Annotated in this window: 21 protein-coding genes; 15 read left to right on the top strand and 6 right to left on the bottom strand. The window is 65.5% G+C overall.

The annotated features are described in order from the left end of the window. The first annotated feature begins 49 nt into the window (after window positions 1-49). The 7 genes from G0P99_RS09820 (at window position 50) to G0P99_RS09790 (ending at window position 6,537) form a co-directional block, all read left to right on the top strand. Complete coding sequence (locus G0P99_RS09820) at window positions 50-1,753, top strand: acyl-CoA dehydrogenase (RefSeq protein ID WP_164129194.1); 1,704 nt, start codon at window positions 50-52, stop codon at window positions 1,751-1,753. Beyond that, window positions 1,753-2,799 (top strand): MBL fold metallo-hydrolase, encoded by a 1,047-nt coding sequence (locus G0P99_RS09815; protein WP_164129193.1) that lies wholly within the window; start codon window positions 1,753-1,755, stop codon window positions 2,797-2,799. Before G0P99_RS09820 ends, G0P99_RS09815 begins: the two co-directional genes overlap by 1 nt. 3 nt (window positions 2,800-2,802) lie before the next feature. Continuing rightward, the gene (locus G0P99_RS09810; RefSeq protein ID WP_164129192.1) at window positions 2,803-3,261 is read left to right on the top strand and encodes a DUF6173 family protein; all 459 of its coding nucleotides are present in this window, start codon (window positions 2,803-2,805) and stop codon (window positions 3,259-3,261) included. A 58-nt stretch (window positions 3,262-3,319) separates the two neighbouring features. Then, window positions 3,320-5,158 (top strand): glycerophosphodiester phosphodiesterase, encoded by a 1,839-nt coding sequence (locus G0P99_RS09805; protein ID WP_164129191.1) that lies wholly within the window; start codon window positions 3,320-3,322, stop codon window positions 5,156-5,158. Further along, window positions 5,145-5,705, top strand: coding sequence for a hypothetical protein (locus G0P99_RS09800; RefSeq protein ID WP_203583029.1), 561 nt, complete (start codon window positions 5,145-5,147; stop codon window positions 5,703-5,705). The genes G0P99_RS09805 and G0P99_RS09800 overlap by 14 nt, the downstream gene beginning before the upstream one ends. Before the next feature lie 62 nt (window positions 5,706-5,767). Continuing rightward, on the top strand, window positions 5,768-5,902 hold the full coding sequence (locus G0P99_RS09795; protein WP_164129189.1) for an aa3-type cytochrome c oxidase subunit IV: 135 nt from the start codon (window positions 5,768-5,770) through the stop codon (window positions 5,900-5,902). Between the two features lie 17 nt (window positions 5,903-5,919). After that, complete coding sequence (locus G0P99_RS09790; protein ID WP_164129188.1) at window positions 5,920-6,537, top strand: hypothetical protein; 618 nt, start codon at window positions 5,920-5,922, stop codon at window positions 6,535-6,537. Window positions 6,538-6,545: 8 nt separating this feature from the next. Here G0P99_RS09790 and G0P99_RS09785 read toward each other — a convergent pair whose 3' ends face one another. Both G0P99_RS09785 and G0P99_RS09780 read right to left on the bottom strand, forming a co-directional pair. After that, window positions 6,546-6,878: an AzlD domain-containing protein gene (locus G0P99_RS09785; RefSeq protein WP_164129187.1), complete on the bottom strand. Its 333-nt coding sequence runs from the start codon at window positions 6,876-6,878 to the stop codon at window positions 6,546-6,548. Next, the gene (locus G0P99_RS09780) at window positions 6,875-7,591 is read right to left on the bottom strand and encodes an AzlC family ABC transporter permease (RefSeq protein WP_164129186.1); all 717 of its coding nucleotides are present in this window, start codon (window positions 7,589-7,591) and stop codon (window positions 6,875-6,877) included. Before G0P99_RS09780 ends, G0P99_RS09785 begins: the two co-directional genes overlap by 4 nt. Window positions 7,592-7,640: 49 nt before the next feature. Here G0P99_RS09780 and fdhD point away from each other — a divergent pair, with 49 nt between their 5' ends. From fdhD to G0P99_RS09745, 7 genes are read left to right on the top strand one after another with little or no spacing between them, the layout of a single operon-like run. Beyond that, complete coding sequence (fdhD, locus tag G0P99_RS09775; RefSeq protein WP_164129185.1) at window positions 7,641-8,525, top strand: formate dehydrogenase accessory sulfurtransferase FdhD; 885 nt, start codon at window positions 7,641-7,643, stop codon at window positions 8,523-8,525. Then, window positions 8,525-9,082 (top strand): hypothetical protein, encoded by a 558-nt coding sequence (locus G0P99_RS09770; protein WP_164129184.1) that lies wholly within the window; start codon window positions 8,525-8,527, stop codon window positions 9,080-9,082. The genes fdhD and G0P99_RS09770 overlap by 1 nt, the downstream gene beginning before the upstream one ends. Next, entirely contained in the window at window positions 9,079-9,714 is a 636-nt protein-coding gene (gene mobA / locus G0P99_RS09765) for a molybdenum cofactor guanylyltransferase MobA (RefSeq protein WP_164129183.1), read from the top strand. Before G0P99_RS09770 ends, mobA begins: the two co-directional genes overlap by 4 nt. Further along, window positions 9,711-10,202, top strand: coding sequence for a molybdopterin-guanine dinucleotide biosynthesis protein B (gene mobB, locus G0P99_RS09760; protein WP_164129182.1), 492 nt, complete (start codon window positions 9,711-9,713; stop codon window positions 10,200-10,202). The genes mobA and mobB overlap by 4 nt, the downstream gene beginning before the upstream one ends. After that, complete coding sequence (locus G0P99_RS09755; RefSeq protein ID WP_164129181.1) at window positions 10,199-10,999, top strand: molybdopterin guanine dinucleotide synthesis; 801 nt, start codon at window positions 10,199-10,201, stop codon at window positions 10,997-10,999. Before mobB ends, G0P99_RS09755 begins: the two co-directional genes overlap by 4 nt. Next, on the top strand, window positions 10,996-12,255 hold the full coding sequence (gene glp / locus G0P99_RS09750) for a gephyrin-like molybdotransferase Glp (protein WP_164129180.1): 1,260 nt from the start codon (window positions 10,996-10,998) through the stop codon (window positions 12,253-12,255). Before G0P99_RS09755 ends, glp begins: the two co-directional genes overlap by 4 nt. Then, window positions 12,252-12,842 carry a GNAT family N-acetyltransferase gene (locus G0P99_RS09745; RefSeq protein ID WP_370462743.1) on the top strand — a complete coding sequence of 197 codons (591 nt, stop codon included), beginning with the start codon at window positions 12,252-12,254 and terminating at the stop codon, window positions 12,840-12,842. The genes glp and G0P99_RS09745 overlap by 4 nt, the downstream gene beginning before the upstream one ends. Window positions 12,843-12,851: 9 nt before the next feature. On the opposite strand, the gene G0P99_RS09740 is transcribed toward G0P99_RS09745, so the two are convergent. The 3 genes from G0P99_RS09740 to G0P99_RS09730 form a co-directional block, all read right to left on the bottom strand. Next, a complete protein-coding gene (locus G0P99_RS09740; RefSeq protein WP_164129179.1) occupies window positions 12,852-13,859 on the bottom strand; it encodes a hypothetical protein in 1,008 nt (335 codons plus the stop codon). A 12-nt stretch (window positions 13,860-13,871) separates the two neighbouring features. Further along, a complete protein-coding gene (greA, locus tag G0P99_RS09735) occupies window positions 13,872-14,342 on the bottom strand; it encodes a transcription elongation factor GreA (protein ID WP_164129178.1) in 471 nt (156 codons plus the stop codon). Between the two features lie 135 nt (window positions 14,343-14,477). Next, window positions 14,478-14,858 carry a VOC family protein gene (locus G0P99_RS09730; RefSeq protein ID WP_164129177.1) on the bottom strand — a complete coding sequence of 127 codons (381 nt, stop codon included), beginning with the start codon at window positions 14,856-14,858 and terminating at the stop codon, window positions 14,478-14,480. Between the two features lie 84 nt (window positions 14,859-14,942). On the opposite strand from G0P99_RS09730, the gene soxR reads away from it, so the two are divergent. Further along, window positions 14,943-15,398 (top strand): redox-sensitive transcriptional activator SoxR, encoded by a 456-nt coding sequence (soxR, locus tag G0P99_RS09725; RefSeq protein WP_164129176.1) that lies wholly within the window; start codon window positions 14,943-14,945, stop codon window positions 15,396-15,398. A gap of 7 nt (window positions 15,399-15,405) precedes the next feature. Here the strand turns inward: soxR and G0P99_RS09720 are convergent, their stop codons facing one another. Beyond that, a complete protein-coding gene (locus tag G0P99_RS09720; RefSeq protein WP_164129175.1) occupies window positions 15,406-15,714 on the bottom strand; it encodes an EthD family reductase in 309 nt (102 codons plus the stop codon). Window positions 15,715-15,727 lie beyond the last annotated feature (13 nt).

The raw sequence follows: 15,727 nt of genomic DNA, 5'->3' as shown, positions 1-15,727 counted from the left end.
GTTGCCGCTGCGGCTTGCCAAGCCGACACGAAACACCCGAGGGGATCCCATGCCGTACCGTTCGCCCGTAACCGACTATACCTTCCTGCTCAATCACGTCGTGGGCTATGACCGGGTCTGCGCCACCGAGACCTTTGCCGAGGCGGGCGCGGATATGGTCGAGGCGATCCTGACCGAGGCGGGCCGGATGTGTGACGAGGTGATGGCGCCCTTGCAGCGGGGCGGCGACCTGAACCCAGCGCGGCTGGAAAACGGGGTGCTGCGCACCTCGCCCGGCTTCGCCGATGGCTGGAAGGCCATATCCGAAGGCGGCTGGATCGGCATGAGCGGCAATCCCGAGCATGGCGGCATGGGCTTGCCGATGACGGTGACGACGGCGGTGAACGAGATGATGAGCGGTGCCTGCCTGTCGCTGCAACTGGCGCCGCTGATGAGCCAGGGCCAGATCGAGGCGCTGGAGCATCATGCCAGCGACGCGATCAAGGAACTCTACCTGCCCAAGCTGATCTCGGGCGAGTGGTCGGGCACGATGAACCTGACCGAACCGCAGGCCGGGTCGGATGTGGGCGCGCTGAGTTCAAAGGCCGAGCCCAATGGCGATGGCACCTATGCGGTCACCGGGCAGAAGATCTTCATCAGCTGGGGCGACAACGATTTCTGTGACAATGTCTGCCACCTGGTGCTGGCACGGCTGCCCGATGGGGTGCCGGGGACCAAAGGCATTTCGCTGTTTCTGGTGCCGCGCAACCTGCCGGATGAGAATGGCAATGCGGGCGTGGCCAACAGCCTCAAGGTGGTGTCGCTGGAGCACAAGATGGGCCTGCACGGCTCTCCGACCTGCGTGATGCAATATGACGGAGCAACCGGCTGGCTGGTGGGCGAGGAACATGGCGGCATGGCGGCCATGTTCACCATGATGAACAACGCGCGTCTGGGTGTGGGCGGGCAGGGTGTCGGCGTGGCCGAGGCCGCCTGGCAGCATGCGCTGGCCTATGCGATGGAGCGCAAGCAGGGCAAGTCGGCCTCGGGCACCATCGTCGATCATGCCGATGTGCGCCGGATGCTGATGAGCATGAAGGCCGATGTCTTTGCCGCCCGCGCCATCCTCATGGCCTGTGCCGTCGCCATTGACATGGGCAATGCCACCGGATCGGCCGAATGGAAGGCGCGCGCCGCCTTTCTGACGCCGATTGCCAAGGCGTTCGGCACCGATACCGGGATCTCGGTCTCGGAAACCGGGGTGCAGGTGCATGGCGGCATGGGCTTCATCGAGGAAACGGGGGCCGCGCAATTCTATCGCGATGTGCGGGTGACCGCGATTTACGAAGGCACCAACGGCATTCAGGCGATGGACCTTGTCGCGCGCAAGATGATGGATGGGGGCGAGGCGGCATCCCGGCTGCTCGACGAGATCGAGGCGCATGCCGAAGGCGCCCGCGCGCAACTGCCGGAACTGGCCGGGCCGGTCTGGGAGGCCAGCGAAACCCTGCGCGAGGCCACCGAATGGCTGGTGGGCCAGGGCGACATGACCGAACGCTTTGCCGGTGCGGTACCCTATCTGCGGGCCTTTGCCCGGGTTCTGGGCGCGCATTTCTATCTGGCCGCAGCGCTGGCCGACAAGGGCGGCGCGCGCGAGAAGCTGGCGCGGTTCTACATCAACGCGCTGCTGCCCGAGCATGACAGCCTGCTGGTGCAGGCGCGCAACGGCGCGGGCGATCTCTATGCGCTCGACCTCGACGAACTGGCGGCGTGATGGACCGGGCGCCGGGGCTGGCGATGCGTTACCCGTGGGATGAGCCGCCCGCGCATGGCGCGGCGATAGAGATCGCCGAGGGCGTGTTGTGGATGCGGCTGCCGCTGCCGATGAAGCTGGACCATGTGAACGTCTATGCACTGGATGACGGCGATGGCTGGACGGTGATCGACACCGGGTTTTCGTCAAAGAAGACCCGCGCCATCTGGCAGACGCTGATCGACGGTCCGCTGGCGGGCAAACCCGTGCGCCGGGTGGTGGCGACCCATCATCACCCCGATCACATGGGCAATGTAGGCTGGTTCCAGTCGGAACTGGGTGCCGAGCTGGTCACCACCCGCACCGCCTGGCTGTTTGCGCGGATGCTGACGCTTGATGTGCAGGAGACCTGGCCCGAGGAAACGCTCGATTATTACCGCAGCGCAGGCATGGCGCCCGAGGTGCTGGCCAAGCGGATGGCCGAGCGGCCGTTCAACTTTGCCGACATGGTCTATCCGATGCCCCTGGGGTTCACCCGGATCAAGCAGGGTGACGTGTTCCGCATGGGCGGGCGCGATTGGGACGTGCATATGGGCAATGGCCATGCACCCGAACATGCGACCTTCTGGAGCCGAGACGACAATCTGGTGATCACCGGCGACCAGATCCTCAGCTCGATCAGCCCCAATATCGGGGTCTATGCCACCGAGCCGCTGGCCGACCCGCTGGCCGACTGGCTGGAAACCTGCGAGCGGCTGGCGCCGCTGGCCCGGCCTGAGCATCTGGCGCTGGGCGGGCACAAGCTGCCCTTTACCGGTCTGCCGATCCGGATGCGGCAGTTGATCGACAATCATCATGGCGCGCTGACGCGGCTGTTGAACCATCTGGACACGCCCAAGGCGGCGTCCGAATGCTTTGCTCCGCTCTTCAAACGGACCATCGGCGAAGGCGAATACGGGCTGGCGCTGGTTGAAGCGGTGGCGCATGTGAACCATCTCTACCATACTGGGGACGTGATCCGGACCCGCCGCGCGGACGGGGCCTGGCTCTACCAGCGCAAGGGGTGAGAGATGGAAAACAAGATCGAAACGTCGGCCGAATATGCCGAGGCCGATGCGATGCCGCGCTGTCACGAGGTGCATGCGGACCCGGACAGCGAGCCATTCGAACCCGTGGTGCCCGAGACGTTGCAACGCCCCACGACCGGCAAGAGCCCGGCGCAATGGGCCTATGAGCGGCTGATCATCTATATCCAGAACTTTGAAAAGCAGCTCGACGCCACGCAAGAGGTCGCCATGGGCTTTGTCGGTGGCGGGGCGGGCATTCTGCGAATTCAGGGCATGGGGTATTTCGATCCCGATATCGTGACCTTCTATGGCGTCGACGAGACCGGCGCGCGGACCCAGCTGGTGCAGCATGTCAGCCAGTTGAACGTGACGCTGCGCGCGATGCTGGCGGTGGCGCGGGACGAACCGGCGCATCGCATCGGCTTTCGTCTGGCGGCGGATCTGGAGAGCAAGCCGGAATAAGCTTGCCAGATGGGCAGTTGCGCCGTTCAATACCTGCATTCTCGCAGGAGTTTGAACCTTGTCGCATCTTTCAAACGTCGCTTCGGCCTGGCGCCAGTCCTGGTCCAGACGGGGGCTTTTCGTGCCGCTTTACGCCGCCCTGCGCCTGTTGGCGCTGGCGCTGATCGCCCCGTCGCTGGCAGGGCTGGTGAACCTTGCCGTCGCCCTGTCGAACCAGTCGGCGCTGACTGATCAGGACATCGCGCGGTTCATCCTGTCACCCTTGGGGTTTGCGGCCACTCTGGCTGTTCTCAGCATATTGCTGGTGGCCGAGGTGCTGAGCTTTTCGGTCATGGCGGCCAGCCTGCGAAGCCCCGAGTCCGATGTCTGGCGCACCGGCAGCGCGGCCTTTGCGCTGGTGCTTCGCCGGTTACGCGCGCTCTTGAGCTTTGCGGTTCTGTTCATCCTGCGGCTCTTGCTGCTGATCGCGCCATTTGCGGCGCTGGCGGGGCTGGTCGCGTGGTGGAAACTGACCGACTATGACATCAACTATTACCTGACCTTTCATCCGCCCGAGTTCTGGGTGGCGGTGGTGCTGATCGGGCTGATCGTGCTGCTGCTGGCCGGTGCGCTGATCCTGCGCCTGTCGGGCTGGGCGCTGGCGCTGCATCTGGTTCTGTTCGAAGGGATGCGCCCGCGCGAAGTCTTTGCCGAAAGCACCCGCCGGATGGGCGCGCGCCGGACCGGGCTGAAGATCGAACTGGTGATCTGGGTGGCGATCCGTATCGCCATTGCCGCCGGTATCGCCGCTGTGGCCAATCTGGCGATGGCCGTGATCCCGATCCCGGCCGAAGGCGGCTTGCGCCGGGCCCTGATCCTGATCGTGCTGGTGCTGGGCCTCTGGGCGCTGGCCGTTCTGGTGCTGTCGGCGATTGGTCTGGGGGCGCTGGCCAAGGTTCTGGACGGGTTCTATGGCGGGACGGCGACGGTTCCGTCGCCTTCGGCGCGCGTGGGTCTGCGCGGGCGCCTGTTCGGGGCTGCGGGTATCGCGGCGGTCGCCTTGGGGATCGGCGCCTGGGTCAGCGACGGGTTGTTGACGCAGTTGAGCGCCGAGGACGATGTGGCCGTCATCGGCCACCGGGGCGCGGCGGGGGCGCGGCCGGAAAACACCATGGCCTCGATCGTGAAGGCGATCGAGGACGGGGCCGACTGGGTCGAGATCGACGTGCAGGAAACCGCCGATGGCGAGATCGTGGTGATGCATGACAGCGATTTCATGAAGCTGGCGGGCGTGCCGACCAAGATCTGGGATGCCACGATGCAGGATCTGGAAGCCATAGACATCGGCGGCTGGTACGCGCCGGAGTATTCGGTCGAGCGGACGCCGACCCTGCGAGCAGTGCTGGAAGCGGCCCGGGACAAGTCCCGGGTACTGATCGAACTGAAGTACTACGGACACGATGTGGATCTGGAAAACCGGGTCATTGCCCTGGTCGAGGAACTGGGGATGCAGGACCAGATCGCCACCATGTCGCTGAAGTACCCGGCGGTTCAGAAGATGCGGGCGCTGCGCCCCAAGTGGCGCACCGGGGTTCTGGCCGCCACTGCGGTGGGCGATCTTGCCGGGTTGGAGGGCGATTTCATCGCCGTCAGCACCGCCAGTCTGCGCCCGTCGCTGGTGCGCGCGGTGCATGCGGCGGGCAAGGAGATCTATGTCTGGACCGTCAACGAGCCGCTCTTGATGTCCAAGATGATCTCGCTTGGGGTCGATGGGCTGATCACCGACGAACCGGCCATGGCGCGCGAGGTGCTGGAGGTGCGGGCGACGCTGAACCCGGCGGAACGGGTGCTGTTGTGGCTGACCCAGGAAATGGGCTGGGAGGCGGATGCGAAGGAGTATCGCGATGAGAGCCCGTAACCTTGTGATCGGCTGCCTGCTTGTCGCGGGGCCCGTGGCGGCGCAGGATATCGGGCGGGTGGTCGAACTGCCCGCGCATCGGTCATTTATGGCGGTGCGCGGCGAGGCCGTGCTGGCGCCGTTTACCACCGATGGCTGCTCGGGTGGATTGAGTGCCGGGTGGACGCTGGTTGCCGAGACCTTTCCCGATTTTGCTGCGGCGCAGGGCGATGTCCCGCCGTGGGAGGCCTGCTGCATCATCCATGACCGCGCCTATCACGACGGCGGCGGGGCGGAGGACGCCGAGGCCAGCTATGACGCCCGGGTGCAGGCGGACGAGGAATTGCGGTCCTGCGTGCGCGAGACGGGCGAAAGCCATCTGGAGGCGCTTGCCATCCGCTATGACACCACGCCCGAGACGGTGCGCCGCGCCTATGGCACGATTGCCGACGCGATGTACATGGCGGTGCGGTTCGGTGGCGGCCCCTGTTCCGGGCTGCCCTGGCGCTGGGGCTATGGTTACCCGCAATGCACACCTTTCGATCTTGCCCTGCCTGCGCGCGAATGACGTCGTGACAGGGCGGCGAGAATCCGTTATCCAGCGAAAAACACGCGAATAGGAAGACCACTATGGCTGATTTCAAACCCGGTTCGATGGACATCACCACCCAGACCCAGACCTTTGAAGGGTTCATCAAGTTCACCATCCGTGTGGTCTGGGTGATTTTGTTCATTCTGCTGTTCATGGCAGTCTTCACCTCCTGATCCGGCGGGAGCCTTCCGTGAAAGCAGTATTGATTGTCTGCGCGCTGGCGGCCGGTACGGCGGCCTGTACGCGCCAGAGTGCGCCCTTTGCCGATGATGCAACCGTGGCGGCCGTGCGCTATCGCGAGCCGGGACCGGCGAAGCTGACGCTTTACACCATGGTCAACAACCGCTCGGGCGCGGGGGCGCATACGTCGCTGATGATCAATGCCAGCGAGCGGGTGATCTTTGATCCGGCGGGATCGTTCTGGGCCGATATCGTGCCGGAACAGAACGATGTCCTGTTCGGTATCACCCCCGCTGTCGAACGTGCCTATCGTGGATCGCATGCCCGCGAGACCCATCATGTCGTGGTGCAAGAGCTGGAAGTGACCCCGGAACAGGCCGAGGCCGCCTATCGTCTGGCGCGCCAGATGGGGCCGGTGCCGGGGGCCTATTGCGCCAATTATACCGCGCAGCTGTTGCAGCAGATTCCGGGGTTCGGCGACATCAAGGTGACCTTTCAACCGACCAAACTGGCCGATCAGTTCGGTTCGCTCTCGGGCGCGGTGACGAATACGTATTACGAGCAGGACGACGCCGACCTGCAAAAAGGGTTGGCCGCCAACAACGCCAAGCTGAACCAGCCGGGCTGAGCCTCGTCTCAGCCCAGCAGGTAGAGCAGGCCGTAAAGTGTGCCTGCCCCTGAAAAGATCGCGACCAGCACGTTTTTCGACCAGTATCCGGCGGCAAGCGCCACTGCGGCCGCGCTCATCCGGGGCACATCGGGCTGGCCGCCTGTGGCCTGTGGCCAGATGACCAGTGGCGCGATCAGCGCGGGCAGGATGGCCACGGCGGTATAGCGCAGGTGCCGCAGCAGCCAGCCGGGCAGCGGACGGTCGCCCACCAGCCCGATAAAGACAAAGCGCAGGCCAAAGCTGCCAAAGGCAAGCCCGGCGATGACGATCCACATGGTTGATGGTTCGATCTCGGTCATGTGTTCTTGCTCCGGCGGGCCAGCATCACTTCGGCCTGCGCGCCGGCCATCATGCCGGCGGTGCCCGCGATCAGCAGGCCCAGGTTGAACGGCACACCGGCTGTCAGCAGCGCGGTCACGATCGCCACCAGCGCCGCGATCACATGCGGCAGGGTGCGCAGCATCGGTCCGATCATTGCCAGAAAGGTAATGGGCAGGGCGAAATCCAGCGCCCAGCTGTCGGGGATGCGGGTGCCCAGCACCGCGCCCAGATAGGTCGCCAGATACCAGGCGGGCGCCAAGGGCGTCACGGTGCCAAAGAAATAGGCCATCCGCTGTGGCACGGTCAGATCCGGCTCGGTCTCGAACCGCACCACGGACAGGGCATAGGACTGGTCCACCGTGAAATAGGCGGCAACCGCCCGCTGCCACAGCGGCGCGGCGCCCAGGTAAGGCGTCAGCGCTGCGGAATACATCGCCACCCGCAGATTGACCGCCAGCGCAGACAACAGGACGATCAGTGTCGGTGTGTCATCGAGCAAGAGTTGCAGCGCGGTGAACTGCGCCGCACCCGCAAAAACGGTGGCGGTAAAGGTCATCACCTGCACCAGGTTCAGCCCGGCCTCGGTCGCGAAAACGCCGAACAGCGTGCCAAAGGGGGCCGCCACCATGATGAAGGGTGCGCCGTCGCGAAAACCCTTCCAGTAGACGGATTTGGATGTGGTGAAGGACATTCCTAGATCCTAAGGTAAGCCCGACCGCTGTACCGGGCCAAGGAAAGGGTTGCAATTGGCTATCTCGGACGACCTGTCGGATTACATCATCGCTCCCGACCCGGGGGCCGCCCGGCTGACCCGCGCAGTCGAGGGTTTGGACCAGACCGGCGCGCCCGCGCGCCTTTCGGTGGTCGAGGAACGCCCGCTGACCATCTTCCTCAACAGTCAGGAGATCGTGACCGCCATGACCATCGGGGATTACCCCGAGTATCTGGCGCTGGGCTTCCTGCGCAATCAGGGCATGCTGAAACCGGGCGAAGAGATCACCGGCGTCGATTTCGACGAGGATCTGGAAACCGTCGTGGTGCGCACCGCGGTGGAAACCAGCCACGAGGAAAAGCTGAAGAAAAAGACCCGCACCAGCGGCTGTGCCGTGGGCACCGTTTTCGGCGACATGATGGAGGGGCTGGAGGAGGTGCGCTTGCCTCAAGTGGAGGTGCGTACATCCTGGCTCTATGATCTGGCGGCGCGGATCAACCGCACGCCCTCGCTGTATCTGGAGGCCGGGGCAATTCATGGCACGGTGTTGTGCCGCGAGAGCAGGCCGCTGGTCTATATGGAGGACGTGGGCCGCCATAACGCGGTGGACAAGATCGCGGGCTGGATGCTGTCCACGGGCGAGGGCGCGGAGGACAAGATCCTCTATACCACCGGGCGCCTGACCTCCGAGATGGTGATCAAGACGGCGATGATGGGCATCCCGGTGCTGGCCTCACGCTCGGGCTTTACCGCCTGGGGGGTCGAGATCGCGCGGCAGGTCGGTCTGACCCTGATCGGCCGGATGCGCGGGCAGCGGTTCGTCTGCCTGTCGGGGGCCGAGCGGCTGGTCTGGGATGCCGACCCGGACAGCGTTCCGGTCGAGGACAGGAAACATCGCAGGAAGGGTGCGTGATGAGTGAAGGCGTTTTCGAATTCGAGTATCAGCCGACCAGGCAGGAGATCGGCGCGGGCAAGGGGCTGATGAGCAAGTCGTTCTACAAGGGCGGATGGCGTTGGGCTTTGTTTTGCCTCGGTTTGCTCAATGGCGCGTCATATGTGATCATGGGCGCGCTGGTCAGCTTTTTGCTTCTTCAAGCTTGGGGCGAGACCCTTCAATCCCAGACTTTCCTCTATTATCTGGGGTTCGTCGGTATACCTATTGGCGCGCTGTTCTTTGCCAGGATCGTTCACGGTCATATGCGTCAGGTCTACGTTCATCGAACCTTGCCCAAGCAGTTCAGGGTTCACCTCTCCAGCGACGGGGTGGATTTCCGCTCGGCACATTCCAGTAACAGGACCGGCTGGGCGGATGTGGACGATATAGTGCGTGGCAAGGGGATGACGGTTCTGGTCACCGGCGCTTGTGGGTTGATCCTGCCGGATCGGCTGCTTGCCGAGGCGGGGGACGTGGCGGAGATCAACCGGGCGATTTCGCAGTGGTTCGATGCGGCGCGGGGGAGCAGGGCGTGACACGGCCTCTCGGTGTTATCCTCGCCGGCGGGCTGGCCACCCGGATGGGGGGCGGCGACAAGGGGCTGTTGCCGCTGGGCGGGCAGCCTCTGCTGGGCTATGTGATCGACCGGCTGGCGCCGCAGGTCGGAGGGCTGGCGCTCAATGCCAATGGTGATGCGGCGCGGTTTGACGCGTTCGGCCTGCCGGTACTGCCCGACACGGTCGAGGGGTTTGCCGGGCCGCTGGCGGGCGTGCTCGCCGGGCTTGACTGGGCCGCAGAACAGGGGAGCGACAGCATCGTCACCGCCGCCGCTGATACGCCGTTTTTCCCGTGTGATCTGGTGGCGCGACTGGTCGCGGCGTCCGAGGGGCAGACGCATCCTCTGGTGCTGGCCACCACCCCGCGTGAGGGCGCGGCGCTGAAATCGGGCGGTAAGGTCAACCGGCACCCGACCTTTGGCCTCTGGCCCGTGGCGCTGCGCGACGACCTGCGCGCGGCGCTGAACGATGGCCTGCGCAAGGTGGTGCTGTGGACCGACCGGCATGGCGGGCGCGAGGCGCTGTTTGAGGCCGAGCCGTTCGATCCCTTTTTCAACGTCAACACGCCCGAGGATCTGGCCTGGGCCGAAACCCTGTTGGAGCGCGCATGAGGGTCTATGGCGTCACCGGCTGGAAGAACGCAGGGAAAACCGGGCTGATGGAGCGGCTGGTGGCCGAAATCACCGGTCGCGGGCTGACCGTCTCGACGGTCAAGCACGCGCATCATTCGTTCGACGTCGATCATCCGGGCCGCGACAGCTGGCGGCACCGTCAGGCGGGCGCGTCTGAGGTGATCCTTGCATCACGCTATCGCGTGGCGCAGATGACCGAGTTGCGCGGCGCGGCGGAACCGCCCTTGGCCGAACTGCTGGGCCGCCTGTCGCCGGTCGATCTGGTGCTGATCGAGGGCTACAAGCGCGAGGGACACCCCAAGGTCGAGGCGTTCCGGGCCGAGGCGGGCACAGCACTGATCGCGCCGGGTGATCCGACCATCCGCGCGGTGGCCAGCGACATACCCCTGACGCTTGACCGGCCGGTGTTCGACCTGAACGACACAAAGGCGATTGCCGATTTCATTCTCTCCGAGGTCGGGCTGTGAGGCCCTTTGACACCATTGCCATGGTCGACTGGTCGGGCGGCAACGATACCGGCCCGCGGCCGCGCAAGGATGCGATCTGGGCCTGTGTCGCGGGGGCAGAGCCCGTCTATCTCAGGAACCGGATGCTGGCCGAGGGCTGGCTGTGCGATGTGATCGAGACCGCTCTGGCCGCTGGCCGCCGCCTGATGCTGGGGTTCGATTTTCCATTCGGCTATCCGGCGGGATTTGCCTGCGCGGTGAGCGGGTCGGATGACCCGCTGCGCCTGTGGGACTGGTTCGAGGCGCGCGTTGAGGATGCTCCCTGTGCCAATAACCGGTTCGATCTGGCCGGAGAGATCAACCGGGGGTTGGGCGGCAAGGGGCCGTTCTGGTCCAACGGGCTGAAGCGCGACATTGCCGGGTTGCCGCGCACCAAACGGGTGTACCGCAACCCATTCCCCGACCGACGCGCGGTGGAGCATCGTGCCCGAGGCACCTTCACTTGCTGGCAGATGGCCGGGGCGGGCGCGGTCGGCGGTCAGGTGATGATGGGGCTGCCGGTGCTGGCGCGATTGCGGCGTCGCTTTGCCGGGCGGGTCTCTGCCTGGCCGTTCGAGCCGTTGGACAAGCCGGTGGCATTGGTGGAAATCTGGCCTTCGTTGACTCTGGGCAAGGCGCCTGAGGGCCGGATCAAGGATGCGTGGCAGGTGGAGCGGGTCGCCGGCGATCTGGCGGGCCTGCCGCAGGCCGAGCTTTCCCGGCGGCTGGATGTGACCGCGCCCGAGGAAGGGTGGATATTGGGAGTGGACCAGGGATGACCGGGCTGAAACCGCCGCCGCTGCGCAACGATTGTTTCGCCCTGCCTGCCGGGGTCGAATGGACGCCGGTCGATTCCGCCTTGGCCATGCTGCGGGACAGGCTGGGGCCGGTAACCGGGGTCGAGCGGCGCCCGCTGGCGCAGGCGCTGGGCGCGGTGCTGGCGGCGGACGCGGTGGCGCGGCGGGCCAGCCCGCCGCAAGCCAACAGCGCGGTCGATGGCTATGGCTTTGCCGGGGCCGTGCCCGAGGGCGCGCATGTGATGCCGCTGGCGGACGGTCGGGCGGCGGCGGGGGTGCCGTTTGATGGCGTCTTGCCCACGGGCCGCGCGTTGCGGGTGCTGACTGGCGCGGCGCTGCCCGAGGGGGTCGAGACCGTGATCCTCGAAGAGGATGTGACGCTGGGCGACGGTGAGATCGCCTTTCGCGGGCCGTTGAAACGCGGCGCCAACACCCGCAAGGCGGGCGAGGACGTGGCCGCGGGCGCGGTTGTGCTGCCCGAAGGGCGGCGGCTGACCCCTGCGGATCTGGCGCTGTTGTCGTCGGTCGGCATCGCCGAGGTGGCAGTAAGGGCTACCCTGCGGGTGGCGATCCTGTCCACCGGCGACGAGTTGACCGAACCGGGGGCAGAGGCCGGGCCAGGCCAGATCTATGACGCGAACCGGCCGATGCTTTGCGCGCTGGCGCAGCGGCTGGGATACCGGGTGTGCGACATGGGGCGGGTTCCGGACGACCGGGCGGCGTTGCGCGCGACCTTGGACCGGGCAGCGCAAGAGGCCGATGTGATCCTGACCAGCGGTGGTGCCTCGGCGGGGGATGAGGACCATGTCTCGGCCCTGTTGCGCGAAGTGGGCGCCATGCAGCAATGGAGGATCGCGCTGAAACCGGGGCGACCGCTGGCGCTGGGCTTATGGCAAGGCAAGCCGGTGTTCGGTCTGCCGGGCAACCCGGTGGCTGCGATGGTCTGTGCTCTGGTTTTCGCGCGCCCGGCGCTGGCGGTTCTGGCAGGCGAGGCCTGGGCCGAGCCGCAGGGTTTTGACCTGCCTGCGGGCTTTGAGAAGAGAAAGAAACCCGGACGGCGCGAGTACCTGCGTGCCCGTGTGCGGGCTGGCCGGGTGGAGGTCTTTGCCTCCGAAGGGTCGGGCCGGGTGAGCGGGTTGAGTTGGGCCGAAGGGCTGGTGGAGATCGGCGACGATGGCCGCCACATCAGACCCGGCGATCTGGTGCGGTTCATCCCCTATGGCGGGTTCGGATTGTGACCCTGCGCATCAACCGGGGCTTTGACGAAAGCGAGCGGCCAGAGGCCGCGCGCCTGTTCTGGCAGGCCTTCGCGGCCAAGCTGGGCCGGGTGCTGGGGCCAGAGGACAGGGCCTTGCGCTTTCTCCACCCGGCGCTTGATCCGCGCTTTGCGCTCGGCGCGCGGGACGGGAAAGGGCAGATGCTGGGGCTTGCCGGGTTCAAGACCGCCGAAGGCGGGCTGGTCGATGCAGGGATGGGCGATCTGGCCCGGGTTTATGGCTGGGTCGGCGCCTTGTGGCGGGGGCCTTTGTTGGAACTCCTGGAGCGACCGCTGCAACCGGGCGTGTTTCAGATGGATGGCATCTTTGTCGATGAGCGTGCGCGGGGCCAAGGGGTTGGCAGCGCCCTGTTGGCGGCGATCCGGGCCGAGGCCGAAAGGTCTGGCGCGGGCGAGGTGCAGCTGGATGTCATCGACAGCAACCCGCGCGCAAAGGCGCTGTATGAACGGGTGGGGTTTGTGGCCACCGGCACTGAACACACCGGGCCGCTGGCCTGGGTGTTCGGGTTCCGCTCCGCCACCCGGATGCGGCTGCCCTTGACAGGATAGGGCGCGGTATCAGTCGAAGGTTCCGGCGACGCGCCCCAACAGCATGAAGGCGCGGGCGGTGCGGGTGTCGCCAAGCGCCGATATCTCCTGATCGGTCGCCTGGGCCTCGAACCCGGTCAGCATCCGGTCGAAGAGGCGCAGGAAGTGATGCGCGGCATCGCGAAAGATCGGGTCCTGCTTCATGCGTCCAGCGGTCAGCGCCAGCGAGGAGCGATCCCGGACGCCGCCGAGACCGGCCACCGCGCGCCCGCGCGCGCCCTGGGCGAACTGGCGCCAGACTTCGGGCCGGGCCATGTCGGGGCGCAGGTCGTCCATATAGATGCCTTCCTGGCTGAGCAGGGTCAGAACATCCTGGGACGCCTGGATCAATTGCGCGGCCTTGCGATCCTTGAGCGCGCGGCGCAGCGCCGCGAAACCCTCGGTATCCTCAGCCGTTTCCGGGAAATGCAACGCGCGGATCAGATCCTCGGTCGACAGCGGTGGTGACAGCGCCTCGGCCGGGGTGCCAAGCTCCAGCGATCCCTGATCACCCAGGGTCTCGACCGGAACCGAGAGCGGCACCGGGGGCCTGTCGCGACGCGACGTGTGGAACGTCGCCAGCGCGGTTTCGGTTTTCTTCGCGGCGGCGGCGATTTCGTCCAGCTTCTTGGTGACAGAGGGTTCGTGGCCCGCCGCATGGCGTTGCTGTTGCGTGATATAGGCCTGCCGGATCGCGTCGATCGCGGCTTGCAGCCGCTGGCTTTCCTCGCGCATGACGCGGCTGGCCCGGGTCGCGGTTGCCGCGACCCAGATCATTGCAACCGGCAGGAAGATGGCCATCATCGACACGATGACGCCAACGCCCTGACCGGATCCGGCCTCGGCGATGAAAAAGATGTAGACCGAGACCAACAGCCAAAGAACCGTCAGCACCAGCGCCACGATTTCGACACCCGTGACACTGGGCCGCCTGGGCCGGTCATAGAGCCCAATCGGAGAAGGGCGGGCGGGGTCGCGGTCTGGCGTTTTGCCGGACATGTTCAGGCTCCGTCAGGAGTACTCGATACTCAGGATCTCATAGGCTTTGATGCCGCCGGGGGTGTTCACTTCGACGCTGTCGCCTTCGTCCTTGCCGATCAGGGCGCGGGCGATGGGCGATTTGATGTTCAAGAGGCCGTTTTCGATATTGGCCTCGTGCTCGCCGACGATGCGCCAGGTCTTTTCCTCGTCGGTGTCTTCGTCCACCAGCGTCACGCGGGCGCCGAACTTGACCGAGCCGGACAGCTTCGCGGGGTCGATTACGTCGGCCAGCGACAGCACGCCTTCGAGCTCCTTGATGCGGCCTTCGATGAAGGACTGCTTTTCCCGGGCAGAATGGTACTCAGCGTTTTCCGACAGGTCGCCATGCTCGCGCGCTTCGGCGATCGCCTGGATGATGGCCGGACGCTCGACGCTTTTGAGTTGCTTCAGTTCTGCCTCGAGCGCGGCATGGCCCGAAGGCGTCATTGGGATCTTTTCCATCTCTTCTCGTCCACGCAGAAATTGCATCGCCCCGCCGCGCGATGCGTCGGGGCGACTGTTGGGTTGCTGTTTACCTGACCCAAACCGGGCGTGGAATGCAAGAGGGGACAAGCGGTGGTTGGGCAGAACCCCGCCTTATGCGTAGCTGATCACCTCGAATTCGATGCCATTGTCATCGTCGAAATAGAACCGCCGCCCGGGTTCGTAATCGGCGTGGTTATGCGGGGTGAAGCCCGCGGCGCGCACCCTTTCCTCGGTCGCGTCGATATCATCGACCAGAACGCCCACGTGGTTCAGCCCGCCGATCACGTCATAGCTGGTCTCGGCCGAGGCGACCGGCGCGGGCGGGGCGTAAAGCGCCAGATAGGTGTCGGCGTCGCCCACATGCACGGTATAGCCACCGGCTATCGCGGCGCCCTCCCAGCGGGTTTTCCAGCCGAATACCGTGTTCAGCCATGCGGCAGTCGCCTTGGGGTCGGCGACGGTGAAGTTTGCGTGTTCCAGTGTGGCCTTCATGAAAATCATCCTTTTGCTCTGTTGCCACGAGTGAAGATAATTTCTAAACCTAACTTTAGGTCAAGGTCTATGCAGGAAAAAAATATGCCCGCTTCCGAAGGTCTCTCGATCGGTGCATTGGCCCGGCGCACTGGGTTAGCGGTGTCGGCGATCCGCTATTACGAAACCCAAGGTCTGATCGCGCCCTGGCGCAATGCGGGCGGGCAGCGGCGCTATCAACGCGCCGACCTGCGGCGGTTGAGCTTTGTCATGATCGCGCAACAGCTGGGGCTGACCCTGCCAGAGATTCGCGATGTCCTGGCCGGGCTGCCCGGCAACCGGACCCCCACGCGCGCCGACTGGACCCGTATCAGCACCAGGCTGCGCGACCGTCTGAACCAGCGAATCGCAACGCTGGAGCGGCTGCGCGACAATCTGGACGGCTGTATCGGTTGCGGCTGTCTCAGCCTGCCCAATTGCGCGCTGTACAATCCGGCCGATCGCGCGGCGAGCAAGGGGCCCGGCCCCCGCCTCGTCCTGGACGAGGCAGAGAGCCTCTGACCCCAGTTCAGCCGACCACTTCGCCGATCAGCATCTGCGGCGCCTGGTTGTAGAAATTGGGGATGTCGGCGACCACCGGTCCGGCTGCGGCCATCGCCGCGTTCATCGCGTTCTGGTCGGCGAACACGATGGTAGCAATCGCGTGAAACGGCGGCGGCGTGTCGGGGCCGCCAGCCAAACCTTTGGTCACAACCGTGTTCTGGATGTGGGGGCCCATGTGTTCGGCGACCAGACCCATGTGGGTGGTGAGGTAGTAGTCGTAATCGAAGCTGGTGTCGTCGCGGGCGGGATAGGCGACTTGCAAGGATACGGGCATTCAATCTCTCCAG

Source organism: Ruegeria sp. PrR005 (assembly GCF_010500245.1).
In the GTDB taxonomy this organism is placed as follows: Bacteria; Pseudomonadota; Alphaproteobacteria; order Rhodobacterales; family Rhodobacteraceae; genus Ruegeria_B; species Ruegeria_B marisflavi.
Note: the sequence above shows the minus strand (reverse complement) of the source record. Positions and strands in the feature narration are given on the sequence as shown.